The sequence below is a fragment of the Sphingobium nicotianae genome (genome assembly GCF_018603885.1).
In the GTDB taxonomy this organism is placed as follows: Bacteria; Pseudomonadota; Alphaproteobacteria; order Sphingomonadales; family Sphingomonadaceae; genus Sphingobium; species Sphingobium nicotianae.
In genome coordinates this window covers 1-23,714 of record NZ_JAHGAW010000015.1, presented here as the reverse complement: position 1 = coordinate 23,714, position 23,714 = coordinate 1, and the positions used below count along the sequence as shown (strand labels likewise).

Annotated in this window: 21 protein-coding genes; 17 read left to right on the top strand and 4 right to left on the bottom strand. The window is 65.8% G+C overall.

The genetic code is table 11. The features are described from left to right. The first annotated feature begins 17 nt into the window (after window positions 1-17). Entirely contained in the window at window positions 18-2,948 is a 2,931-nt protein-coding gene (locus KK488_RS19420; RefSeq protein ID WP_214625376.1) for a DUF2339 domain-containing protein, read from the top strand. Here KK488_RS19420 and KK488_RS19415 read toward each other — a convergent pair. Further along, window positions 2,941-4,176 carry an SGNH/GDSL hydrolase family protein gene (locus KK488_RS19415; protein WP_214625375.1) on the bottom strand — a complete coding sequence of 412 codons (1,236 nt, stop codon included), beginning with the start codon at window positions 4,174-4,176 and terminating at the stop codon, window positions 2,941-2,943. The genes KK488_RS19420 and KK488_RS19415 overlap by 8 nt on opposite strands. 216 nt (window positions 4,177-4,392) lie before the next feature. Between KK488_RS19415 and KK488_RS19410 the strand changes: the two genes are divergently transcribed. The 7 genes from KK488_RS19410 to gnd all read left to right on the top strand — a co-directional run bounded on the left by KK488_RS19410 (window position 4,393) and on the right by gnd (window position 14,283). Beyond that, the gene (locus KK488_RS19410) at window positions 4,393-5,892 is read left to right on the top strand and encodes an MmgE/PrpD family protein (protein WP_214625374.1); all 1,500 of its coding nucleotides are present in this window, start codon (window positions 4,393-4,395) and stop codon (window positions 5,890-5,892) included. A gap of 150 nt (window positions 5,893-6,042) precedes the next feature. Continuing rightward, entirely contained in the window at window positions 6,043-7,191 is a 1,149-nt protein-coding gene (prpC, locus tag KK488_RS19405) for a bifunctional 2-methylcitrate synthase/citrate synthase (RefSeq protein ID WP_214625373.1), read from the top strand. A gap of 122 nt (window positions 7,192-7,313) precedes the next feature. Then, window positions 7,314-8,231: a methylisocitrate lyase gene (prpB, locus tag KK488_RS19400; RefSeq protein ID WP_214625372.1), complete on the top strand. Its 918-nt coding sequence runs from the start codon at window positions 7,314-7,316 to the stop codon at window positions 8,229-8,231. A gap of 184 nt (window positions 8,232-8,415) precedes the next feature. Continuing rightward, a complete protein-coding gene (locus KK488_RS19395; RefSeq protein ID WP_214625371.1) occupies window positions 8,416-9,093 on the top strand; it encodes an epoxyqueuosine reductase QueH in 678 nt (225 codons plus the stop codon). A gap of 328 nt (window positions 9,094-9,421) precedes the next feature. Then, window positions 9,422-11,998: a TonB-dependent receptor gene (locus tag KK488_RS19390; RefSeq protein WP_214625370.1), complete on the top strand. Its 2,577-nt coding sequence runs from the start codon at window positions 9,422-9,424 to the stop codon at window positions 11,996-11,998. A 94-nt stretch (window positions 11,999-12,092) separates the two neighbouring features. Further along, on the top strand, window positions 12,093-13,088 hold the full coding sequence (locus KK488_RS19385) for an alpha/beta hydrolase (protein ID WP_214625369.1): 996 nt from the start codon (window positions 12,093-12,095) through the stop codon (window positions 13,086-13,088). A 217-nt stretch (window positions 13,089-13,305) separates the two neighbouring features. After that, the gene (gene gnd, locus KK488_RS19380) at window positions 13,306-14,283 is read left to right on the top strand and encodes a phosphogluconate dehydrogenase (NAD(+)-dependent, decarboxylating) (protein ID WP_214625368.1); all 978 of its coding nucleotides are present in this window, start codon (window positions 13,306-13,308) and stop codon (window positions 14,281-14,283) included. Window positions 14,284-14,432: 149 nt separating this feature from the next. On the opposite strand, the gene KK488_RS19375 is transcribed toward gnd, so the two are convergent. Together KK488_RS19375 and KK488_RS19370 are read right to left on the bottom strand one after the other, a co-directional pair. Then, window positions 14,433-15,359, bottom strand: a complete 927-nt coding sequence (locus KK488_RS19375; protein WP_214625367.1) for a DUF8021 domain-containing protein — start codon at window positions 15,357-15,359, stop codon at window positions 14,433-14,435. Then, window positions 15,359-16,330: a DUF8021 domain-containing protein gene (locus KK488_RS19370; RefSeq protein WP_214625366.1), complete on the bottom strand. Its 972-nt coding sequence runs from the start codon at window positions 16,328-16,330 to the stop codon at window positions 15,359-15,361. The genes KK488_RS19375 and KK488_RS19370 overlap by 1 nt, the downstream gene beginning before the upstream one ends. A 159-nt stretch (window positions 16,331-16,489) precedes the next feature. Here KK488_RS19370 and KK488_RS19365 point away from each other — a divergent pair, with 159 nt between their 5' ends. Beyond that, on the top strand, window positions 16,490-17,008 hold the full coding sequence (locus KK488_RS19365) for a nuclear transport factor 2 family protein (protein WP_214625365.1): 519 nt from the start codon (window positions 16,490-16,492) through the stop codon (window positions 17,006-17,008). A 113-nt stretch (window positions 17,009-17,121) separates the two neighbouring features. Beyond that, window positions 17,122-17,712 carry a nuclear transport factor 2 family protein gene (locus KK488_RS19360; RefSeq protein ID WP_214625364.1) on the top strand — a complete coding sequence of 197 codons (591 nt, stop codon included), beginning with the start codon at window positions 17,122-17,124 and terminating at the stop codon, window positions 17,710-17,712. Between the two features lie 209 nt (window positions 17,713-17,921). On the opposite strand, the gene KK488_RS19355 is transcribed toward KK488_RS19360, so the two are convergent. Beyond that, entirely contained in the window at window positions 17,922-18,338 is a 417-nt protein-coding gene (locus KK488_RS19355) for a nuclear transport factor 2 family protein (protein ID WP_214625363.1), read from the bottom strand. A 119-nt stretch (window positions 18,339-18,457) separates the two neighbouring features. On the opposite strand from KK488_RS19355, the gene KK488_RS19350 reads away from it, so the two are divergent. The 7 genes from KK488_RS19350 (at window position 18,458) to KK488_RS19320 (ending at window position 23,600) form a co-directional block, all read left to right on the top strand. After that, window positions 18,458-19,447 (top strand): dihydroxyacetone kinase subunit DhaK, encoded by a 990-nt coding sequence (locus KK488_RS19350; RefSeq protein ID WP_214625362.1) that lies wholly within the window; start codon window positions 18,458-18,460, stop codon window positions 19,445-19,447. A 5-nt stretch (window positions 19,448-19,452) separates the two neighbouring features. Continuing rightward, a complete protein-coding gene (dhaL, locus tag KK488_RS19345) occupies window positions 19,453-20,097 on the top strand; it encodes a dihydroxyacetone kinase subunit DhaL (protein ID WP_214625361.1) in 645 nt (214 codons plus the stop codon). Beyond that, the gene (gene dhaM / locus KK488_RS19340; RefSeq protein ID WP_214625360.1) at window positions 20,094-20,480 is read left to right on the top strand and encodes a dihydroxyacetone kinase phosphoryl donor subunit DhaM; all 387 of its coding nucleotides are present in this window, start codon (window positions 20,094-20,096) and stop codon (window positions 20,478-20,480) included. Before dhaL ends, dhaM begins: the two co-directional genes overlap by 4 nt. Further along, on the top strand, window positions 20,477-20,905 hold the full coding sequence (locus KK488_RS19335; RefSeq protein WP_214625359.1) for a hypothetical protein: 429 nt from the start codon (window positions 20,477-20,479) through the stop codon (window positions 20,903-20,905). Before dhaM ends, KK488_RS19335 begins: the two co-directional genes overlap by 4 nt. 189 nt (window positions 20,906-21,094) lie before the next feature. After that, entirely contained in the window at window positions 21,095-21,604 is a 510-nt protein-coding gene (locus KK488_RS19330) for a nuclear transport factor 2 family protein (protein WP_214625358.1), read from the top strand. Continuing rightward, a complete protein-coding gene (locus KK488_RS19325) occupies window positions 21,601-22,257 on the top strand; it encodes a nuclear transport factor 2 family protein (RefSeq protein ID WP_214625357.1) in 657 nt (218 codons plus the stop codon). The genes KK488_RS19330 and KK488_RS19325 overlap by 4 nt, the downstream gene beginning before the upstream one ends. Next, a complete protein-coding gene (locus KK488_RS19320) occupies window positions 22,254-23,600 on the top strand; it encodes a nuclear transport factor 2 family protein (RefSeq protein ID WP_214625356.1) in 1,347 nt (448 codons plus the stop codon). Before KK488_RS19325 ends, KK488_RS19320 begins: the two co-directional genes overlap by 4 nt. Window positions 23,601-23,714 lie beyond the last annotated feature (114 nt).

The following is a 23,714-nucleotide window of genomic DNA, read 5'->3' as shown; positions in this document are numbered from 1 at the left end:
AGGGGGGAGCGCATGACATGACAGAGTTTCTGTTTCTGGTGACGTTGGTTCTGGCGGCGCTGCTGTGGAACACACGCAATCGCCTTGCCCGGCTCGAGCGGCTGTTCCAGCAAGGCATGCCTGACGCGGAACCCGCGCCGGAGCCAGACCAGAGGCGCTCGGCGGTTATCGTCGATCGCCCAGCCGCGGCCGCCGAACCGGCTCCCGTCAGGCGGAGCGCCATCATCGTCGATGCGCCGCCGCCCGTCGAGCCGGCACCGACGATGGAGGAGCCTGACGCTCCAGCCGAGCCGGTTCTCGCCGTCCCGTTGCCCGCCGCCGAGCCAGCGCAACAGCCCGTCCGCGCATCGACGAGCTTTGAGGATCTGTTCGGCCGCAAGCTGCCGATCTGGGCCGGCGGCATCACGCTGATCGTCGCGGCCGTGCTGCTGGTCAAATATTCGATCGACGCGGGTCTCCTGTCCCCGACGGTGCGGGTCCTCCTTGGCCTGGTCTTCGGTGCCGGGTTGATCGGCGGCGCCGAGGTCGCACGGCGCAAGGCCGATCTGGTGCAGGACGATCGCGTCGCCCAGGCGCTGGCCGGAGCGGGCATCGGCAGCCTCTATGCCGCGACGCTGGCCGGCGCCAATCTCTATGGCCTCTTCTCGCCCGGCATCGCCTTTGCGGGCCTGTGCCTGATCACCGCACTCGCGATCGGGCTGTCGTTGCGCTTCGGGGCCCCGTGCGCCGTGCTTGGCCTCGTGGGCGGGCTTGCGACGCCCGCGCTCGTCGACAGCGGCGAGGGCAATGTCCCGCTGCTGGCCGGTTATCTCGCCATCGTCATCGGCGGCCTCACCTTGCTCTCTCGCCGCCAGCGCTGGGTCTGGCTCGGGGTGAGCGCGCTCATCGGCGGCGGCGCGTGGAGTGCATTGCTGATCGTGACGGGCGGGCTCGACCAGCTCTCGGCCTTGTCCGTCGGCCTGCTCGTGCTGATGCTCGGCATCGGGCTGCCGATCGTCGCCGCGACGGACCATCACGGGCCGCTCCTGCGTGTCGTCGCCGCGATGGTAGCGGCGCTGCAGCTTGCCCTGCTCGTCGCGACCGGCGGCTATGCGCCGCTCATCTGGGGCCTCTACGGCCTGCTCTCTATGGCCTTCATCTGGCTGACGACGCGCATGCCGACGCTTCGCGCGACCGTCGCCGTGCCCTTGCTCACCGCCCTGATCCTCGCCACAACCTGGCCCGAGCCGCCGTTCGGCCAGTTCGTTGCGGTGATGGCTGGCATCGTCCTCAGCTTCGCGGGCAGCGCGCTCTGGCGCGTCTGGCGGGCGGACGGCGGCCCGCTGGAGGCGGCCCAGCTCGCCGTGACGGCGATTGGCGGCCTGTTCGTCGCCTATTTTCAGTTCAACAGTGCTCCGCTGGGCGAAGACACGCAGTTCGCCTTGCTGGCGATCTGTTTCGCGCTGCTTCCGGCAGCGGGCGTCGCCCTCGGCTGGTCGAAGGCGGAGCGGCAGGGAGACCATCGTTTCGCCACGCTCGCGCTCAGTGCCGGTCTGCTCGTCTCGTGCGCAGCCATTCTCGGCCTCTCCGAGTGGACGATCCCGGTCTCGATCGCCCTCATTGCCGGCGGTCTGCTCCTTGTGGGTGAAACGGCGCCGGATGGCGGGACCCGTCACGGCGCGCTGGCCTTTCTTGGCGTCGCATTGCTCATGCTGATGGGGACGGGCTCGGCCGTCGCCGAACTCAATCGCCTGTCGCAGCCCATGCCGATGCTCGATCATCCGCTGCAGGCCTTGCTGCGCTGGGTCGCCGCGCTCATGGTCACGAGCGCGTTCAGCTGGCGCTTCGCCGGATCGATGACCGGCAAGCTGCTCCAGGGGATCGCGGCAGTGCTGGCCTATGGATTGGTCGCGCAGTTCCTCCCCGCCGTCTGGCTCGCCATTGCCGCCGCGCTCGGCATGCTCGCCGCCGTGGAAGCAGGGCGACACCGGCCCGCGCTCGGCCTCACCATCGCGCCTGCCGTTCTCGCCCTTATCGCCGCGCTCTGGGCGCTGGAGCCGCTGGCGCGCTGGCTGCTCGCCGGAGCGGAATCGCTCGCCGGCGATCCCGTGTTCGTTGCGGACCTGCCGACCTCGCATACTGCCCTGCAGTATCTTTTCCTGCCCGCCCTGATCGGCTGCGTCGCGTTGTGGCGCCAGCGGGATGACCTGCACCCGCTCGCCCTGCGCATCGCCTCGGCACAGATGGGCGCCGTCGCGCTGATCGGCGTGCATATCCTCTACAAGCAGCTCTTCGCGATCGGTGACACGGCCGGTTTCGTCGCTCTCGGCCTTGCCGAGCGGACGCTCTGGGAACTGCTCCTGATCGGCGCGGGCCTCGCGATCGGACGCGTTCGGCCCGACCGACGGGAGCCGCTGGTGCTCGTCGGCCTCGGCCTCGCCCATAATCTCATTTATTCGCTGCTGCTGCATGATCCGCTCTGGGCCAGCCAGGCGGTGGGGCCATGGCCGCTCGCCAATCTGCTGCTGCCGGCCTTTGCCATCGCCTTCGCCGGGCCGAGCCTGATCGGGCATGTCGCCCCCGCGCTCGCGCCACGCCTCCCGCGCCCCGGCGCGATCCTGCGCATGATCGTCATCCTGCTCTTCGCTTATGCCAGCCTGCGCCAGCTCTTCGCGGGCAGCCTGCTGACGGCGCGCGACGTGAGCGCGACGGAGAGCATCTGCTGGTCGGTGCTCGCGATCGCGCTGGCGATCGGCTATCTGCTCTGGGGCATCCGCACCGGCCAGCGCGCCTGGCGCATCGGCTCGCTGCTGCTCATGCTGGCCGCCGTCGCCAAGGTCTTCCTGCTCGATGCCTCGGGACTGGAGGGATTGCTGCGCATCCTCTCCTTCCTGGCGCTCGGCTTCAGCCTGATCGGCATCGGCTGGCTCTACAGCCGCTATCTACGGCCGGATGCGACCGCTACTTGAACAGCCCGAGGTCGATGGAGTCCGCCACCGCCTTGTAGCCCGCGTCGGTGCCATGGAGGTGATCGCCCATGTGATAGCCGGGCCGCATCTGGAGCGGGTCGGCGGGATCCGCGAAGGCCTTGTCGAAATCGACCCAGCCGTCGAAGATCCTGCCCGCGCGGATCGCGGCGTTGATCCCCTCGCGAACCGTCTCGCCCTGCTCCGTCCAGCGCAGTGAGCCCTTGTAGGGGGCGATGGTCGCGCCGATCACCTTGATGCCCTTGTCATGCGCGCGAGCGACGATCTGCCGGTAGCCGTCCAGCAACATTTCCTGCGTGACCGGAACGCCGGCATTGGGCAGGCCCGTGCCCGGCGCCGGCGGAGGACTGCCGGGGGGTGTGAAGGCCATGCCGAGATCGTTCACGCCGAGGAAGACGACGACATATCGGACCCCCGGCAGCGCGATGATGTCGCGGTCCAGGCGCGCCAGCCCGCTCTCGCCGAACCCCTCGTTCAGCACGCGATTGCCGCTGATCCCCTGGTTGGCGATACCCCATTTCCCCTTGGCCCAAGCCGACAGCCGCTCGGCCAGATAGTCCGGCCAGCGACGGTTCGCGCCCAATGTCGATCCGATGCCGTCCGTGATCGAGTCCGCCAGCATCGCGATCGTGCCCGCGCCGTCGATCGCGTCCACCTCGATCGCCGCCGCGAAGGGCCGGTTCTGCAGCGTCTGCACCGGCTCGAAGGTTCGCCCGAGATAATTGCCCTCCGGCGACACCAGTATCGTGTCGAGCCCGGTCTGGTGGCAGGAACAGGGGCCGGTCTCGCCGGGCACATAGAGCTGCAGCGACAGGCGTGCGAGATCGGGCACGGCCATGGCGATCGCATCGCTGACAAGCGGCGCCCGGGCAGCCACGCGCGCGCTCTCGCGGCCGGCGAAGGTCAGCATATGCGCCGAGCCGGGCACTTCCTTGCCCTCTGCGTCCAGCAGGGCGACGCGCGCGCCGCCGATCTCCAGCGGCGTCTCGCCATAGGCATTGGTGAGCCTTATCCGCAGCGCCTTGCCACCGGCCGAGATGCGCAGCGTCTGCACCAGGGTCTGGTTCCTGAAGGAGGGCGCGGCGAACATCGCGCCATAGCCGGGCATCGGGCGGACAGGCGCGGCGGACCAGCTCGTGATCCACCCAGCCTGCGCCGGAGTCGCGGCCGCGAAGACAGCGGCTAAAACTGCTGCGTGAAAAGCTCTCATCATCCCCTCCGATCGATTGATTATCTGTATGGGCGGTATGGCGCAACGCAACTGCCTTTCGCGCGGCATGTCGCGCAACATTTGTCGAATGAAATGCGAGGCGCATTGCTGGCTTTGGCATCGCCTTTCATTTGCGCTAGAGGCCGCTCATCCATCTGCAGCGCGCCCCTCGCGCGCCGCTGTCAGTCGCACAGACTCGTCAAGGAAGACCGCTTCATGAAGATCCATGACGTCCGCACCTACAAGTCCGCCGAACCGCTCGCGCGCGAGGATCAGCTCGCCTGGAAGCTCGCCGCCGTCGCGACCGATCCCGTGCCGGTGGAGGCCGACGTGGTCGAGATGATCGGCAACCGCATCATCGACAATGCCGCGGTCGCCGCAGCCTCCATCGCGCGCGGGCCGATCCGCTCGGCGCGCGCGCAGGCGCTCGGGCACAAGAGCGCGAAGGGCGCACCGATCTTCGGCTTGTCCGCCGAGACGCTGGTCAGCCCGGAATGGGCGGCCTGGGCCAATGGCGTCGCGGTGCGCGAACTGGACTTCCACGATACCTTCCTCGCCGCCGATTACAGCCACCCTGGCGACAATATCCCGCCGATCCTGGCGGTCGCGCAGGCCAGGGGCCTCGACGGCGCGGCGCTCGTGCGTGGCCTCGCGGCGGGCTACGAGATCCAGGTCGATCTTGTGAAGGGCATCTGCCTGCACGAGCACAAGATCGACCATATCGCCCATCTCGGTCCGAGCGCCGCGGGCGGCATCGGCGCTTTGCTCGGACTCTCGACAGAGGTCACCTATCAGGCGATCCAGCAGGCGCTGCATGTGACGACGACGACGCGCCAGTCGCGCAAGGGCGAGATCTCGACCTGGAAGGCCTACGCCCCTGCCTTCGCCGGCAAGATGGCGATCGAAGCAGTAGATCGCGCCATGCGCGGCGAGGGCGCGCCGTCGCCGGCCTATGAGGGCGAGGACGGCTTCATCGCGTGGTTGCTCTCCGGCCCGGGCCATGTCTATCATGTCCCGCTGCCCGAGCCGGGCGAGCCCAAGCGCGCGATCCTGGAGACCTACACCAAGGAGTATAGCGCCGAATATCAGAGCCAGGCGCTGATCGACCTTGCCCGTCGTATGGGTCCGAAGGTCGGCGACTTCGCCAAGGTCAAGTCGATCCTGATCAAGACCAGCCATCATACGCACTACGTCATCGGCACCGGCGCCAACGATCCGCAGAAGATGGACCCGAAGGCGAGCCGCGAGACCCTCGATCATTCGATCATGTATATCTTTGCGGTCGCGCTGCAGGATGGCGGCTGGCACCATGTGAAGAGCTATGCGCCCGAGCGCGCGCAACGGCCGGACACGGTGGCGCTGTGGCACAAGATCAGCACGGTCGAGGACCCGGTCTGGACGAAGCGCTATCACGCGCCCGGCGCGGACAAGGCCTTTGGCGGCGAGGTGATCATCACCATGGAGGACGGCAGCGTCATCCAGGATCAGCTCGCCATCGCCGACGCCAATCCGCTCGGTGCACGGCCTTTCGCGCGACCGCAATATGTCGATAAGTTCCGCACGCTGGCCGAGGGAATCGTCTCGCCGGCCGAGCAGGACCGCTTCCTGGCGCTGGTCGGGCGGCTGCCATTGCTGAGCGCGGCGGAGGTGGCGCAGCTCAACTTCGTCGTGACCCCGGACCAGCTCGGGCCCGAGGCGCCGGCCGGGATTTTTTGATGATATGACCCCCGTTCGGTTCGAGCGGCCGTCGAGCGAAGTCGAGACGGCTGTCGAGAACACTGGACAGGAGTTCTCGACAAGGCTCTCGACTTCGCTCGATCCTTGCTCGAACCGAACGGCGGGAGAAGGATTTGAGGACAAGACCAAATGACCGACCTTCCCAGCATCAAGCCCAAGAAGAGTGTCGCCCTCTCCGGCATCGTCGCGGGCAACACCGCGCTCTGCACGGTGGGCCGCACCGGCAACGATCTCCATTATCGCGGCTATGACATTCTCGATTTCGCCGAGGAGAGCGAGTTCGAGGAGATCGCGCACCTCCTCGTCCACGGCACCTTGCCCAACAAGGCCGAGCTGGCCGCCTACAAGGCCAAGCTCAAGGCCCTGCGCGGCCTGCCGCTCGCGGTGATGGAGGCGCTGGAGGCGCTGCCCGCCGCCGCGCATCCGATGGACGTGATGCGCACCGGCGTCTCCGTGCTCGGCTGCACCCTGCCCGAGACGCATGACCACAATATGCCCGGCGTGCGCGACATTGCCGACCGGCTGATGGCCTCGCTCGGCTCGATGCTGCTCTATTGGTATCATTACAGCCATAACGGCACGCGCATCGAGGTGCAGACCGACGATGACAGCATTGGCGGCCATTTCCTGCATCTGCTCCACGGCACGCCGCCGAGCGAGGCGCATGTGCGCGCCATGCATGTCTCGCTGGTCCTCTATGCCGAGCATGAGTTCAACGCCTCGACCTTCGCTGCAAGGGTCATCGCCGGCACCGGATCGGACATGTACAGCGCGATCACCGGCGGCATCGGCGCGCTGCGCGGCCCCAAGCATGGCGGCGCCAACGAAGTCGCCTTCGAGATTCAGAAGCGCTACGCGACGCCGGACGAGGCCGAGGCCGATATCCGCCGCCGTATGGAGGCGAAGGAAGTCATCATCGGCTTCGGCCACCCGGTCTATACCGTGTCCGATCCGCGCAATGTCGTCATCAAGCGCGTCGCGAAGAGGCTGGCGGAAGAGGCCGGCGCGATGAAGCAGTTCGACATCGCCGACCGCATCGAGACGGTGATGATGGACGCGAAGTCGATGTTCCCCAATCTCGATTGGTACAGCGCGGTGAGCTATCATCTGATGGGCGTGCCGACGGCGATGTTCACGCCCCTCTTCGTGATCGCCCGCACGAGCGGCTGGTCCGCCCACGTCATCGAGCAACGCATCGACAACAAGATCATCCGCCCGAGCGCGAACTATACCGGGCCGGAGGATCTGAAATGGGTGCCGCTGGCGAAGCGGAAGTGACACACTGATCACCCCTCCCTTTCAAGGGAGGGGCAGGGGGTGGGTGTCGCGCAGCGATCTGCGAAGATGCCCCCACCCCAACCCCTCCCCTGAAGGGGAGGGGCCAAGAGAAAGGACAAGGCATGCCCTACCTGACCGCCGCCGATCTCCCCACCGAACCCGCCGGCCGCCGCTTCCGCGCACTGCTGGACGCGCCCGGCATCCTTCAGCTTCCCGGCGCGCATAACGGCCAGGCCGCGATCCAGGCGCGCAATGCCGGCTTCGACGCGCTCTATCTCTCCGGCGCCGCCATGACCGCCTCGATGGGGCTGCCCGATCTCGGCATCATCACCGTGGACGAGGTGGCCTTCTTCATCCGCCAGATCGTCCGCTCGTCCGGGCTGCCGCTGCTGGTCGATGGCGACACCGGCTATGGCGAGGCGCTCAATGTCATGCACATGGTGCGCACCTTCGAGGAGGCGGGGGCGGGGGCCGTGCATCTCGAGGACCAGCTGCTCCCCAAGAAATGCGGGCACCTGAACGACAAGAAGCTGGCCGACGCGCACGACATGGCGGCCAAGGTCGCTGCGGCCGCCAAGGCGCGGCGCGACCTCGTCATCGTCGCGCGCACCGATGCGGCGGCGAGCGAGGGGCTGGACGGCGCGGTAGCGCGCGCCAAGCTCTACATGGAGGCCGGCGCCGACGCGATCTTCCCCGAGGCGCTCAACACGCGCGAGATGTTCACCGCCTTCGCCGAGCGCATGCCGGGCGTGCCCCTGCTCGCCAACATGACCGAGTTCGGCAAGACGCCCTTCTTCACCGCGAGCGAGTTCGAGGCGATGGGCTATGCCATGGTGATCTGGCCGGTCTCCTCGCTGCGCGTTGCCAACAAGGCGCAGGCCGAGCTTTATGCGGCGATCAGGCGCGACGGCGGCACCCACAATATGGTCGACCGCATGCAGACCCGCGCGGAGTTGTACGAGACGATCGGGCTGCACGACTATGAGGCGCTGGACGCCTCGATCGTGAAGACCATCGTGCCGGAGGCGATGCCGCAATAGGGCCAGACTTGATCATACTTCCCGTTCGGTTCGAGCGCGCGTCGAGCTTGTCGAGACGTGTGTCGAGAATATGCTTCAGCACAGATCTTCTCGACAGCCATCTCGACAAGCTCGATGGCCGCTCGAAGCGAACGGGCGGGGGCAGGGATTGGCCGATACGCCCCTTTCTGCTATCGGCGGCGCCATGACCAACCCCAATAGCCTCGATTATCAGCGCCCCGTCCTCACCCCGCCCGATGGCCAGAAGAAGGTGCTGCTGCACAGCTGCTGCGCGCCCTGCTCGGGCGAGGTGATGGAGGCGATGACCGCGAGCGGGATCGACTACACCATCTTCTTCTACAATCCGAACATCCACCCCAAGGAGGAATATATCCTCCGCAAGGACGAGAATATCCGCTTCGCGCAGGAGCATGGCGTCCCGTTCGTGGACGCGGATTACGACACGGTGAACTGGTTCAAGCGCGCCAAGGGCATGGAATTCGAGCCCGAGCGCGGCGCGCGCTGCACCATGTGTTTCGACATGCGCTTCGAGCGCACCGCGCTTTATGCGCATGAGCATGGCTTCCCGGTGATCACCAGCTCGCTCGGCATCTCGCGCTGGAAGAACATGAACCAGATCAACGATTGCGGCGAGCGCGCGGCGGCGCATTATCCCGACATCAAATATTGGACGTTCAACTGGCGCAAGCAGGGCGGCGGCGCGCGCATGATCGAGATCAGCAAGCGCGAGCAGTTCTACCAGCAGGAATATTGCGGCTGCGTCTTCTCGCTGCGCGACACCAATGCGCATCGCGTCAGCCAGGGCCGCGAGGAAATCCGCATCGGCGAGCTCTATTACGGCGTGGACGCCCCGTCCGAATAGGATCTGTTGGCACCGGCTGGTGAACCGCGCGGTTTAGTTCAACGGCTTAGCGGTCTCGAAGAGGCTCGGTCGGGCCGCCTGCAGCGACGCGATCCTGCGGGTTGTGGCCGCGAAACCACGCTCATTGCCCGGTTTAGCTTTTTCCATCTGTGGCAACTCGCCACTCTACCGCAGTCAAAGCCTCTCCGCGACCAACAGGATATTTCGCAAGACGAGCCGCCGTTACGGGCGAGCCGTGTGTATTGGCGAAATGGGCGCCGTTGCGATCCCATTTACGGGGCCAGAATAAGGGACATGTCCGGCAAAGCCGGCAGGAGGGGAGATTCGAATGAAGAAGTTTCAGGACAACATGACGCGCACTCTGTTGCGCGCCGCACTCGCGACGGGAACGATCCTGTCCACCGTGTCGATCATGAGCACAGCCGCGCTCGCGCAGGATCCGCAAGCCGCCGAGGCGGAAGACACCAGCAACGACATCATCGTCACCGCGCAGATGCGTTCGCAGAATCTGCAGGACATTCCGCTCGCCATCACCGCGGTGAGCGGCGCCCAGCTCGAGGCGCGCAGCCAGACCCGCCTGACCGACATTGCGGCGCAGGCGCCGAACGTGATCCTGCAGCAGAACCCGGCCGGTTCCGGCAATTCGATGCGCGCCTATATCCGCGGCGTCGGCCAGGCCGACCAGAGCCCGTCGGTCGAGCCGGGCGTCGGCATCTACATTGATGACATCTATTTCGGCTCGGTCACGGCATCCGCCTTTGACCTGAGCGACGTCGATCGCGTCGAGGTGCTGCGTGGCCCGCAGGGTACGCTGGCCGGCATGAATTCCGAGGGCGGCGCGGTCAAAGTCTATTCCCGGAAGCCCGAGGGCAAGGGCGGCTATGTGGAGGTCACCGCCGGTTCGCTGAACCGCAGGGACGTCAAGGCAAGCGCTGATTTCACCGTGGTCCCCGATGCGGTCTTTGCCCGTATCACCGGCGTGACGCGCAACCGCGATGGTTATGTCACGCGCTATGACTATGCCTGCGTCAATCCCACTGATCCTTATGTTCAGCCGGGCACCAGCGTGATCCAGGCCGGCGCGGCGGCCATTCCGCGCCTCGCCACCAGCAATCACTGCGTACTCGGAACCCTTGGCGATCAGAAGATGTATGCCGTGCGCGGTTCGCTGCGCATTGCTCCCGCGGGCAGCCCGCTCGAAATCAATGTGACCGGCGACTATACGAAGGACAATTCGGCTACCCAGGCGTCCGTGCTTCTTGCAAGCGCCGAACTGACCGGCCGCCAGAATAACAGCATCCCCTATCAGGGCGTGCCGTACGACAATCGCTTCGTGACCTACGGGCAATACCGCAGGCCGAACGCCGTCCTCAACGATCCCTATGCGACCTATGCCAACTTCTTCGATCCGGGCGTCACCTATCGTGCCGCGACATCCACCGCGACGGGTGGTCCCGGCACTGCCGGCGCGCCGAACGGGCCGCTGTTCGCGGACCCGTCAAGCACGAACGAAGGCTGGGGCGTTTCGGGCACGATCGACTATAAGCTGGGTGAAAATTTCGCGTTGAAGTCGATCACCGGTTATCGGCATTATTTCTCGGCAAGCTCGGACGACAATGACAACTCGCCGGTGGCCTTCATCGGCGGCGGCTACAGTTACTTCACCCACAATCAGTTCAGCGAGGAACTGCGTTTGTCGGGTAACCTCGCCGACAATGCGGTCCATTTCACCGTTGGCGGTATCTATTATCACGACGACACGCGGTACGATGGCCGCATTCACACGCCCTTCTCGGGTTTCGGTGAATATGCCGTGTTCCCATGCGGTGGCACGCTGCCGGCCTGCGTTGTTGCCAAGCCAACCTTCTCGTTCATTAACGACGATACGGCGAAGCTGAAGGTCTATGCGGGCTTCGGTAATGTGAGCTGGAATATCACGGACAAGCTCACGCTCGAGGGCGGCATTCGCGTGACGCATGAGCAGAAGGACTATCATTATGCCCGCCTGAATCCGGACGGCTTGAGCGACTATCTGCCGCTCAGCAACCCGGCTAACCCGCTAACCGGTCAGGTTGGCACCTATAAGGGCACGACCACCGACTATCGCGCGGCGATTTCCTATAAGATCAACGATGACTCGATGGTCTATGCGCAGTTCTCGACCGGCTTCAAGGGCGGCGGTGTGGCACCGCGTCCCTACGATTATCGCCAGATCCGTGGCTTCGGACCCGAGAAGCTTCGCGCCTACGAGATCGGTTTCAAGACCGATTTGCTGGATCGTCGCGTTCGTGTGAACGGCGATGTCTTCTATATGGATTATAAGGGCTATCAGGGCGTTCCGCAGGTCTGCCTGGACAGCAACAATAATCCCTTGCCGGCTAATGCCGGTGGTGTGCCGGGTCTGTGCGGTCAGTATCTGAATATCGGCGATGCTCGCGTCCAGGGTTTCGAACTCGAAACGACGATCAAGCCGGTCGACGGGTTGACCATCGACGGATCGCTCAGTCTGACCGACTTCAAGTTCACGTCGATCAACTATCCGACAACCTCCATCGTGGTCGGCGCGAAGCGACCGGGCATCGGCGACTGGAAGTGGAGCGCGGGCATCCAGTATCAAGCCATTCTTGGCGACTTTGCTACCCTCACGCCGCGCTTCGACATTGCCTACACGTCCGGCTATTGCGGCGACTTCACCTGCACGCCGATTGCCATCGTCGACAGCAACACGATCTCAAACGCCAGGTTGACCTTCGAGACCATGGAGAAGGAATGGTCGGTTGCGCTCGAAGTCACCAATTTGTTCAACAAGCTCTATTACCTGAACAAGTTTACCAACACCTGGTACGCAAGCGCGCAGCCCGGAACGCCTCGTCAGTGGGCTGTCACCGTGCGCCGCCGGTTTTGACCTTCTTGCGATAATTCGAAAAAGCGGGCGGCGGGGAGTAGAGCGTGATCTCAACTCCCCGCCGTTGGCATAACGGCCATATGGAGGGATTGAGATGATCACATTGAAGACCTGCCTGATCGCACTGCTCGGTCCTTCCCTTTTGCTGGCGGCCAGCGGCCCCGGTTTCGCGCAGGCCGCTCCGGCTGCCACGCCGGCTGGCGGGATCGATTCCAACCTGATTACGCAGGCAGCGGCGCGCAGCATTGAGGACGGCAAGGCGCCCGACAGTATCGGAACAGGGCGCTATCCGGCCAAGAAGCTGCAATATCCGAGCCTGCCCAACCAGGTTGTGTATCAGCCCGCTGATCTTTCCCGGCTCGGTGGCGTGAAGATGCCGATCTATGTCTTCGGCAACGGAGCGTGTTCCGAGGACGGTGCATCATCGCGCCAGCACCTTCTGGAGATCGCGTCACATGGCTATCTGGTCGTCGCGCCCGGTGGCATTTACAGCGGCCCGGGCGTGGTAATGACTCCCCAGAGCTGGATCCTTCATCGCGACAAGACGCATTATCAGCAACTGGGCGAGGCGATTGACTGGGCGGTTGCCGAAAACGGCCGGAAGGGGAGCCCCTTCTATCGCAAGATCGACACCAAGCACGTCGCGGTGTCTGGCTATTCCTGTGGCGGGAACCAGGCGCTCAGATATGGTGGCGATCCCCGCATCAGCACGTTCGTCATCATGAATAGCGGTATTCTCGGGGGCAACGGTCCCACCGGTTCGGTGGAAATGTCATCCGACAAGAGCCTGCTGGACAAGATTGACCGGCCGATCATCTATGTTCTGGGCGGCAAGAGGGACATTGCCTATCCCAACGGAATGGATGACTATTCGCGCCTGACGCATGTGCCCTCCGCAGTCATCAACATCGACGTGACGCATGATGGCACCTATGCGCAGCCTAACGGCGGCCGCGCGGCGCAGGCCGTGGTCGCCTGGCTGGACTGGCAGCTGCGTGGCGACCAGAATGCCAGGACATGGTTCGTGGGCAAGGATTGCAAGCTCTGTACCGATCCGGATTGGCAGATCGAGACACGCAATCTCAAGTAGATGAAAATATCTGCGCGCTGTCCGTGGAGCGGCGCGGAGAGGCTTTCGAGACGACCCGCTTGCTTTCCGAGAAAGTGGGCTTCTCCTCCCCGACGGGAAAAGACGGAGAGGGAGGAAGCCTTTCCCCTGACCAACGCCCGCAATAGTTGATGCATAAGCCGCGTCGATCGGCCATCAACGTATAAGGCATGTCGTTATCTGTCTGGGAGACCGCTCTATGCGTCTGGCAATGATCGGCCTCGGCCGGATGGGCTCGAACCTTGCGCTGCGCCTGATGCGCGGCGGACACGAGGTGATCGGGTTCGACAACAATCGGGCGAATGTCGATGCGCTTGCGGCGCAGGGCGGCATCGCGGCCACGTCGCTGGAGGATCTCGCTGGCAAGTTCGACGGACGGCGCATCTTCTGGGTGATGCTCCCGGCCGGCGCGCCGACCGAGAGTACGATCGAGACGCTCTGCAAGATCGGATCGCCCGGCGATATCGTCATCGACGGCGGCAACAGCTTCTACAAGGACGACATCCGCCGCGCTAAGAGCTGCAGTGACTGTCAGATCCATTATGTCGACGTCGGCACATCGGGCGGCGTCTGGGGCCTGGAGCGCGGCTTCTGCATGATGATCGGCGGCGAGAAGGAGATTGTCGACCTGCTCGATCCGGTCTTCGACGCGCTGGCGCCCGGCAAGGGCAATCTCGTCCCCACGCGGGGCCGCAATCTTTCCGACGACCGGGCCGAGCGGGGCTATATCCATGCGGGCCCCGCCGGCGCGGGCCATTTCGTCAAGATGATCCACAACGGCATCGAATATGGCCTGATGCAGGCCTATGCCGAGGGCTTCGACATCCTCAAGACCAAGGCGTCCGAGAAGCTGCCCGAAGAGGAGCGCTACACGCTCGACCTCACCGACATCGCGGAAGTCTGGCGCCGCGGCAGCGTCATCTCGTCCTGGCTGCTCGATCTGATCGCGATCGGCCTTGCCGGCGATCATGACCTCGCGCAGTTCAGCGGCCGGGTCGCCGACAGCGGGGAGGGGCGCTGGACGATCGACGCGGCGATGGAGGAAGCCGTGCCGGCCAACGTCCTCACCGCCGCACTCTACGCACGCTATCGCTCGCGCTCGGACACGACCTTCGGCGACAAGCTGCTCTCGGCCATGCGCTTCGGCTTCGGCGGCCATGTCGAGATGCCGCAATAGGGGCCGAGGCAAGCATCACCCCTCCTCTTCAGAGGAGGGGCCGGGGGTGGTGGCGATGCGCAGCATCGCTCGCGAAGCGACAAGCCCGCACCGTCGAAGCACCACCCCAACCCCTTCCTCTGAAGAGGAGGGGCTAGGTCAGGCGGCTCTCACTCCTTCCAGGGCGAGGGCATGTTGAGCGGCTGAGCGACCGTCACGCCTTCCGAGCGCGCGACCTTGTCACCCTCGACGCGGATCAACTCCAGATGGATCTGACTCATCGGCGTCGTGTCCAGCGTCGAGACCTTGCGTCCGTCGGTCGTGGTGAAGCTCGCCTCGCGCTGCGGCATGTCCTGCAGGCTGATCGCGACCACCAGCCCGGTCGCCTCGTCGACCACCGGGAAGCGGCGGTCGCGGATGCGGTCGATCGGCTGATAGGCGCCGAGCTGGAGCTGCGCCTCGCAACCCTTGGCGAGCGCGCCCGGCCCGGTCGTCCCGGCGGTCAGCGAGAGGCCGTTCTCCTTGAATTCGCAGCCCGGCGTGAACTGCGTGAGCAGCGTGCCGTTGTTGCGCTGCTTGGTGCCGAGATAGGCGTTGGCGACGTCGATCAGCCGCTCGCGTGAGCGTTTGTCGGCAGCCGCGAGCGGCTTGGCGAAGCTCTTGTCGATCGTGAAGGCCAGCGGATCACCGAACAGCATCGGCAGGCCCTTGCGCGCGACGATCAGCTCGATCTCCTGGATCTTGCCCTCGGGAGCCTTGATCCGCACCCCGCCAAAGGCCGGCGCGTCATGATCGTACATCGTGCCGATCCAGACGACATTGCCGGTCCTGGCATCGGCGGCGGCGAAGGCCTTCTTGCCGACCGTCGCGCCGGCCGAGCCCCAGCCCGCATCGCCGATCATCAGCCGCACACCGTTTTCGCTGTAGCCGACCGGATCGGCCCAGGGCAGGCTCTTCCAGTCCTGCCTGGCGAGCGCGACCATGGTCTGATCGGCGAGCTTGAGCAGGCAGGCCTCGTCGCACGGCGCGGCGGACGCGGCGGCGGGGAGGGCAAGGGCGGTTGCGCCGAGCGCGAGAAGAGCGAGGGTCGTGCGCATCACTTCTTCTCCTCCGCCCAGGGCGAATGCATCCCGTAGGGCACGTAATCGAAATTGGCCTCGATCGTGTAGATCTTGCCGTCGATGATCTTGAACGCTTCCATGATCGAGAGCGAGTTGGGCCATTTGAGCAGGGTCTTCATGGTCCGCCCGTCGGTCAGCTTATATTCGTCGAAATAATTGGCATGGTCGAAGAAGGTCATGCCCACGACGATACCGCGCTCCACGTCGATCAGCGGGAAGCGGCGCTCGCGCAGCTGCTTGTTGATCCGGTAGATGCCCATCTTGAACTGGTTCTCGCAGCCCGATGCGACCGAGGCGGAATTGGACTGGGTGGTCGTCGGCGAGGTCGTGCTGATGCCATTCTCTAGCCGCGAGCAATCGTCGGTGAAATGGGCGAAGACCTGCCCGTCATTATATTCGACGGTGTTGAAATAGCTGTCCGCCACGGCGCGCAGGCGGGCGCGGGGGCGGCTCTGCTCGGGCGTCAGCGCCTTCACCCAGGCCGGATTGTGCGGCTCCTTGCCGGTGCCGAAGATGAGCGGCATGCCGGTCTGGCGCGAGACGACCGTCTCTGCCTCGGTGATCCTGTCATGGTCGACCTTGAGGCGGATGGCGAGGAAGACGAGCTTGCCATGCTCATAGGCATGACCGAACCAGGCGGTGTTGCCGGTCTCCGGATCGGAGGCCTTCATGCCGTCGTCGGGCACGATGGAGGAGACCGTCTCCCACAGGCCCTGGCCGATCGGCATCTCGACACTGTTCTCGGTGAAGCGCACCGTCTCGGCCAACGGCGCGGCGGAGGGATCCTTCTTCGCCAGTGCCGCGACATAGGCATCGAGCGCCTTTTCGAGGCAGGTGCGCCCGCAGGCCTCCCTGGTGAGCGCGCTGGTCTCGCCATAGGCCTGCGCCCCGGCCGGACCGGCCGCGACCAGCCCCAGCGCGAACGCGGCGGCATAAGTCCTTAACATCATTCCCTCCTCGATCGATGCCAGCCACGCTGACAGGGCGCGGCGTCGCTGTCATTGCTGAGGGTGCATCGCCGACCTTGCTGACAGGGCCGCGCGGAGCGCTGCGCTGGCGTTAGGCGCGGAAAAGGCGGATTGACGCTGGCAAGGAAGGAGAGGGCCATGCCGCCAACACGCTTTCTCGCGCTCGCTGTCCTGCTCGGCCTGACCGTATCGAGCGCGTCTCCTATCGCCTCTGCCGGCGCATTGGCCGATCGGGTCCGGGTGCTGGAGGACCAGCAGGCGATCCGCGCGGTGCTCATCCAATATGGCGACTATCTGGATGCGCAGGACTATGGGCATTATGCTGCCCTGTTCGCCAAAGATGGGGTCTGGACCGGCGGCTATGGCACCGCAACCGGCCCCGCCGCTATCCAGGCGCTCATGGAAAAGAGCATGGGCAAGCCCGCGCCCGGCTTCATCAACAGGACCAAGTTTCATCTCATGGCCACCGAGCAGATCGCGGTGACGGGCGACACCGCCACGGTCCGCTCGCGCTTCACGGTATTCACCGCCGATGCGGACGGCAGGCCCGCTCCCAGCCGGGCGGGGCGTTATGTCGACGCATTCGTGCGTGAGCCAGGCGGCTGGAGGATCAAGCGCCGCACGACTTATGGAATCATTCCCTATTCCGGCCCGTGAGCCGGACGTCATCGCGCAACTTGCCAGTTCGCTGGTGGCATTGCGCCCGCGCGCGGCTGGGCGGAGAACGGCGCCATCTCGTCGATTATCGCTTTGTCTCAGGGAGAAGTTTCATGTCGTCACCCCGCCTCTCGATCCTGCTCGGGTCGGCCCTGCTCTTCGGCACCGTTGTTGCCACTGCCGCGCCGACCTCGTCTGCGACCGCGCTGGAGAAGCGCGTGCGGGTGCTTGAGGATCAGCAGGAGATCCGCCAGGTGCTGATCAGATATGGCGAATATCTCGATGCGCGCGACTATGCCGGCTATGCCTCGCTCTTCGCCAAGGACGGCGTCTCCAGCAGCGGCTTCGGCAGCGCGACCGGCCCGGCCGCGATCCAGGCGATCCTGGAGAAGAATCTCGGCAAGCCCGAGCCCGGCTTCGTCAACAAGTCCAATTTCCACCTGATGACGACGGAAGTCGTTCAGGTCGACGGTGACAAGGCGACCGCACGCTCGCGCTACCTCTTCATGACCGCGTCTCCGGATGGCAAGCCGGTTGCCGCGCTCGCCGGGCGCTATGTCGACCAGCTCGTGCGCGAGAATGGCGTCTGGAAGCTCTATCGCCGCACCAGTCACGGCGTGATCCCCTATCGCGACGGCAACAACCCGAACCTGCCGCCGCGCCCGGCGGCCCTGCAGGGTGTGGTCCAGCCGCAGGCGCAGTAAAGGGCGAGCGCCGCCGCCCGCTGCGAGTTTAGTAATGGATCGGATCCGGTAGAGACGCCAGTGAACTGACGCCACCGCGATCCGGCTGACAAATGCTTGCCTTTCCTGTCGTCCGCGCGATAGGGGAGCGGCACGCTTGGACTCGCGGGATGTTTAGTGTTTTGGGGCGAACGATAAACCAGGAGAGGCCCGCGCCCAGCGCGGCGCGGTCAGCCGGCCGGCAGGTCGAGCGTCGCCTCGCGCCGCTGGATGCGCCATCCTTCGGCGAGCCGGACGAGCTGATCCGCATAGCTGCCGGCCAGCGCCGGGCGCAGCGTCCCGTCCGCCCGCTGCTCGATCAGCAGCCAGCGCGACCAGGCCGTGGCGCGCGCGCCGTCCGGGCGCACCGCCATGTTGGACAGCATGTGGACGCAGGGCGGCGTCCCGTCGAACTCGCGCTTGCCGAACATGATCAGCGCTTCCCGGCCCTGTATCTCGCCATAGGGGCCACCGACCCACGCGCCGTCGGGCGTGAACAGGCTCGCCCAGCCTTCCCAGTCGCGCGCGTCGATCAGGCGGCCATAGTCGCTCAGCAGGCAGCGGATCGCCTCGGTGTCCTGGCTGCTCGTATCGGCGATCGCGGTCATCATCCCCTCCTCGCGCGCGGTGTTCACGCGTGCGCGCAGGCTGGGCCGGGGTGCGCGGACGGTCAAGCGCTGCCGGCCATCATGCATAATCTATCGAAACCCAATGGGAGGACGCCGTCTTGACGAAATTTCTGAACCGGCCCGAAGATGCCGTGACCGAGAGCCTGCGCGGCTTCGCCCGTGCTCATGCCGATCTCGTGCATCTGGAGGACCAGCCCCGTTTCGTACGCCGCAAGACGCTGACACCGGGCAAGGTCGCCCTGATCTCGGGCGGCGGATCGGGCCACGACCCGATGCATGCCGGCTTCGTCGGGCGCGGCATGCTCGACGCGGCGGTGCCGGGGGAGGTCTTCTCCTCGCCCTCGACCGAGCAGATTCTCGCGGCGGCCGAGGCGGTCGGCAGCGATGCCGGGCTGTTGTGCATCATCAAGAATTATGCCGGCGACCTCATGAATTTCGAGATGGCGATGGAGCTGTATGACGGCCCCAATGCCTCCATGGTGGTGCAGGATGATGTCGGCGCGGCCGGCGGCAGCGCGACGGTCGGCCGGCGCGGTGTTGCGGGCACGGTGGTCGTCGAGAAGATCGTCGGGGCCTTCGCCGAGCAGGGCGGCGATCTGGAGGGATGCCGCTTGCTCGCAGAGAGCGTCGCGGCCGCCACGCGCAGCATGGGCGTTGCGCTCGGCGGCTGCCGCGTACCGACGTCGGAAAAGCCGAATCTGGAGCTGCCGCTGGGCGAAATGGAGATCGGCGTCGGCATCCATGGCGAGCCGGGCCGTCGCCGCGGTCCCATCACGAGCGCCGACGCGATCGTCGAGGAGCTGATGGAGACGCTGCTCGCCGACATGCAGCCCAAGGCAGCCACGCCGCTGCTGCTCTTCATCAACGGCCTCGGTGGCACGCCGCCGATGGAGCAATATATTCTTTATGACGCGGCCGCGCGCATCCTGGACGCGAAGGGCCTGACCGTCGCCCGCTCGATCGTGGCGCCGCTCTGCTCCTCGCTGGAGATGCCGGGCGCGTCGATCACGCTGACCGCGCTCGACGACCAGATGCTCGCGCTGTGGGACGATCCGGTCCACACGCCGGGCCTGCGTTGGGGAGTCTGAGCGTCATGACGACAACACAGGACGCCACCCAGGCGACCGCGCTCGCCATTCTCGACGCGCTCTGCGCGCGCCTGATCGAGGCCGAGGCCGAGCTGAACGCGCTGGACCGCGCGGTCGGCGATGGCGATCACGGCCACAACCTGGCGCGCGCCGCCAACGCCCTGCTCGCGATCCGCGACGAGCTGGCCCCGCTATCCGTCCCCGAGATGCTCAAGCGCGCCGGCAAGGCGGTGGTGATGAGCGTGGGCGGCGCCTCCGGCCCGCTCTACGGCACCTTGCTGCTGGAGCAGGGCAAGGGGTTGCCGGAGGGCGAGGCAAGCCGCGCCGACTGGGCGCGCGCCTTCACGCTGGCGGTCGAGGGCGTTGCGCGGCGCGGCAAATCGGCCGAGGGCGAGAAGACGATGCTCGACGTGCTGGGGCCTGCCGCACGCGCATTCGAAGGCGCGGTCGATCAGGACTTTGCGAGCGCGCTCGCGGCACTCAGCCAGGCGGCGGTCGATGGCCATCTGCACTGCCGCGGCCTGCATGCCTCGCGCGGGCGCGCCGCCTATGTGGGCGAGCGTTCGGTCGGCCAGGACGATCCGGGCGCGACCACGGCGATGATCTGTGTCCAGCTCGTTGCGGCCAAGCTTGCGGAAGGCGCGGCTTGACCGTCGCGATCCTCATCGTCTCCCACTCGGTCGATGTCGCGCGCGGCACGGCCGAGATGGCGCGGCGCACGGCGGGGCCGGATCTGGCGATCGGCTGGACCGGCGGCAATCCGGCCGGCGGCCTCGGCACCAGCATGGGCGCGATCGCCGAGCAGCTCGATGCGATCTGGGGCCCGGACGGCGTCGCCATCCTCGTCGACGTCGGCGGCGCCGAGACCAATTCGGAAATGGCCGTGGAGGAGATGGCGCCGGACAAGGCCAAGCGCGTGCGCATCTGCCAGGCGCCACTGGTCGAGGGCGCGATCATGGCCGCGGCCGAGGCGGCCTCGGGCGGCACGCTCGATCAGGTTGTCTCTGCGGCGGAGGAGGTGATGCGCGGATGAAGCCGAGTGCGCCCACGGAATCCCGTCAGGAGCTGATCCGGGCCTATAAATGCATCCTCAAGGATGCCGTCGAAGCGCGCCCGTCCGGCATTCGTCTGCGCATCGCCGACATGATCGGCAAGAACAAGAGCTTCGTCTCGCAGGTCACCAACCCCAAATATTCGACCCCCCTGCCCGAGAGTTATATCGAGCCGATCTTTGATGCGGTGCATATGACGCCCAAGGAGCGCGAGCGCTTCCTCGATCTCTATCACCGCGCCCATCCCCGCGCCGCGCGCGCCCAGTCGCCCGAACCGGCCGAGGAGGGCGTCCGCGTCGTGAAGATCGAGCTGCCCCGGCTTGCCACTCGCCAGCTGGAGGCGAAAGTCGACCAGATGATCCTTCAGATCGCGCGTAACCTCAGCGAGCTTGCGAAGCGGGGGTGAGCAAAGATCAGCCCCTCCTCTGAAGAGGAGGGGCTAGGAAGTTGTTCTCCCATCCTTATCAGTCAAAAGACGTCGCCATCTCCTCCTAGTCCGCCCGGATTCCGCGATTTACGCCCTGTTTCGAATCACATAAACTAAACCCACTAAACAAGGCAGGCGCCGCCAAGAGCGCCGTTGCAAGGAGGGGTCATGGCGGCCGAGATGCGCGAGGATGGCGGCAGCGCGCCTGCGTCGATCGAGCAACGCCTGCGCGCGCTCGAGGACGAGCGCGAGATTCGCGATCTCATCATCCGCTATGCCCAGCGCCTCGATCGGCTCGATCACAAGGGCTATGCCGCCCTGTTCGCGCGCGAGGGCCGCTGGTCCGGCCGGATGGGCGACGCGACGGGGCCTGAAGCGATCGAGGCGATGCTGATCGAGGGGCTCGGGCCTACGCCCAAGAACTACCGCAACACCAAGAATTTCCACCTGATGAGCAACCTGTTGATCGAGGTCGACGGCGACACGGCCACGGCGGAATCCCGCCTGGTCTATTTCGCGCGCAAGGATGGCCGCCCGGTGCCGATGCTGGCCGGGCGCTACGAGGACGAGCTGGTGCGCGAGGACGGGCGCTGGCGCTTCAACTATCGCCGCGTGATCGGCGAGATCCCGACGCGCGAGGAACAGCCCGTGCGCACGGCAGAGGAGATTGGCGAATGAGTTCGGACCGTGTCGCGGCCCTGAAGGAGCGGCTGGCCGCCCTTGCGGGCGAGGTTCAGCGGCGCGAGGATTATCTCGCGATCATCAAGCTGCAGCGGGCCTACGGCTTCTACATCGACAAGGGCTACTGGCGCGAGGCGACCAATCTGTTCGCCGAGGACGCGACCTATGAGCAGGGCGTCGACGGCGTCCATGTCGGCCGCGCGCGCATCCACGCGATGATCGTCAAGCTCACCGGCGGCAATGTCGGCCCGGGTCTGCCCTTCGGCCAGCTCCACGAGCGCTTCCAGCTCCAGCCGGTCATCACCATCGCCGCCGATGGCTTGACGGCGAGGGGCCGCTGGCACGAGCTCTCCATGTATGGCGACTATGGCACCAGCGCCCATTGGGGCGACGGCGTCTATGAGAATGGCTACCGCAAGGAAGACGGCGTCTGGAAGATCGCCTCGGTCCGGCTCTACACCAATTTCGTTGCACCTTATGAAGGCGGCTGGGCGACGCTGACGCCGGTCGAGGGCGATTGGCGCTCACCCGCGCTCGCCGACTTCCCGCCCGACCGGCCGCCGACGGACAACTATCGGCCCTATCCGGACGTCCATGTCCCGCCCTTCCATTTCACCCATCCCGTGACCGGAGAGGCGGTGGCATCATGAGCACGGAAACCCTCGATATGCTGGACGCGCTGGAGGCCCATCTCGCCGCCGTCGAGCTGCGCGCCGCCCGCCAGGCCTCGCACGAGGCGGTCGAGCGGCTGCAGCGCGCCTATGGCTATTATGTCGACAAGGGGCTCTGGTCCGCCGCCGCCGATCTCTTCACCGACGAGGGCAGCTGGGAATGGGGCATGAGCGGCGTCTATCGCGGCCGCGAGCGCATCCGCGCCGCGCTCGGCTTGCGCGGGCCGGAGGGGCTCGCTCAAGGCGATCTCAACAATCACTACATCTGCCAGCCGATCATCACGATCGCGCCGGACAACCAGACCGCCAAGGCCCGCTGGCGTACCGACCAGCAGTTTAACGAGGCCGGCAAGGCCAGCTGGGGCGAGGGCACGTTCGAGAATGACTATGTGAACGAGGGCGGCGTCTGGAAGATCGCCCGCCTGCACTTCTACCAGACCGTGCTTTGGGATTATGACAAGGGCTGGGTGTTCGGCAATCTGCCGATGCCGCCCGCCAGCGAGACGCTGCCGCCCGACAGCCCGCCCACGGAGATCTATGCCTCGCTGCCCGAGGTCTATCTGCCGGCCTATCATTATCCCAACCCGGTGACCGGCGCCCAGCCGGAGAAGCCGACGCTTCCCGCGCTGCCGGAAAGCGATCCGGACGGCCTCGTCGCGCAGCTCTCGACGCTCGCCAAGCGCGTCGAGCGGATCGAGGACCAGCGCGCCTGCGAGAAGCTGCAGCGCAGCTATGGCTATTATGTCGACAAGGCGATGTGGAACGACGTGTCGGACCTGTTCGTCGATGACTCCACGCTGGAGATTGGCGGTCGCGGCGTCTTCCTCGGCAAGAAGCGCGTGCTCGAATATATGGGCATCGGCCTCGGCCCGACCGGTCCGCAGCGCGAGCAGATCATCAATCACCAACAGTTCCAGGGCATCGTCACCGTCTCCGAGGATGGCCGGACCGCGCGAGGCCGCTGGCGCGCCTTCGTCATCGGGGGCAGCAGCTGGGCGCCGGTCAACTGGGGCGACTGTCTCTATGAGAACCACTACAAGAAGGTCGACGGCGTCTGGGTGATGGACAAGCTGGTCGCGCCCTTCACCATGTACACGCTCTACACAGACGGCTGGCACAAGGTGACCACACCCAACACGCGGCCGGAGAGCTTCCCGCCGCCGCCGGACCTGGCGCCATCGCGCGTCTATCTGACGTACCCGAACTATTATTGCGAGCCGTTCCATTACCCCAATCCGGTGACCGGCAAGGTCGCGCCGCCCCCCAACCCGGCGGCGGGTGGCGTCGCATCCATGAACCAGTTCGCGAGCGATGACGCCTGAGGTGATGTCCCCGCGCCTTCCGTCCGTCATTCCCGCGCACGCGGGAATCCAGGGGCGGATGGGGTCATGCCTCGCCATTCGGGATTCCCGCGTGCGCGGGAATGACGGGGAGGG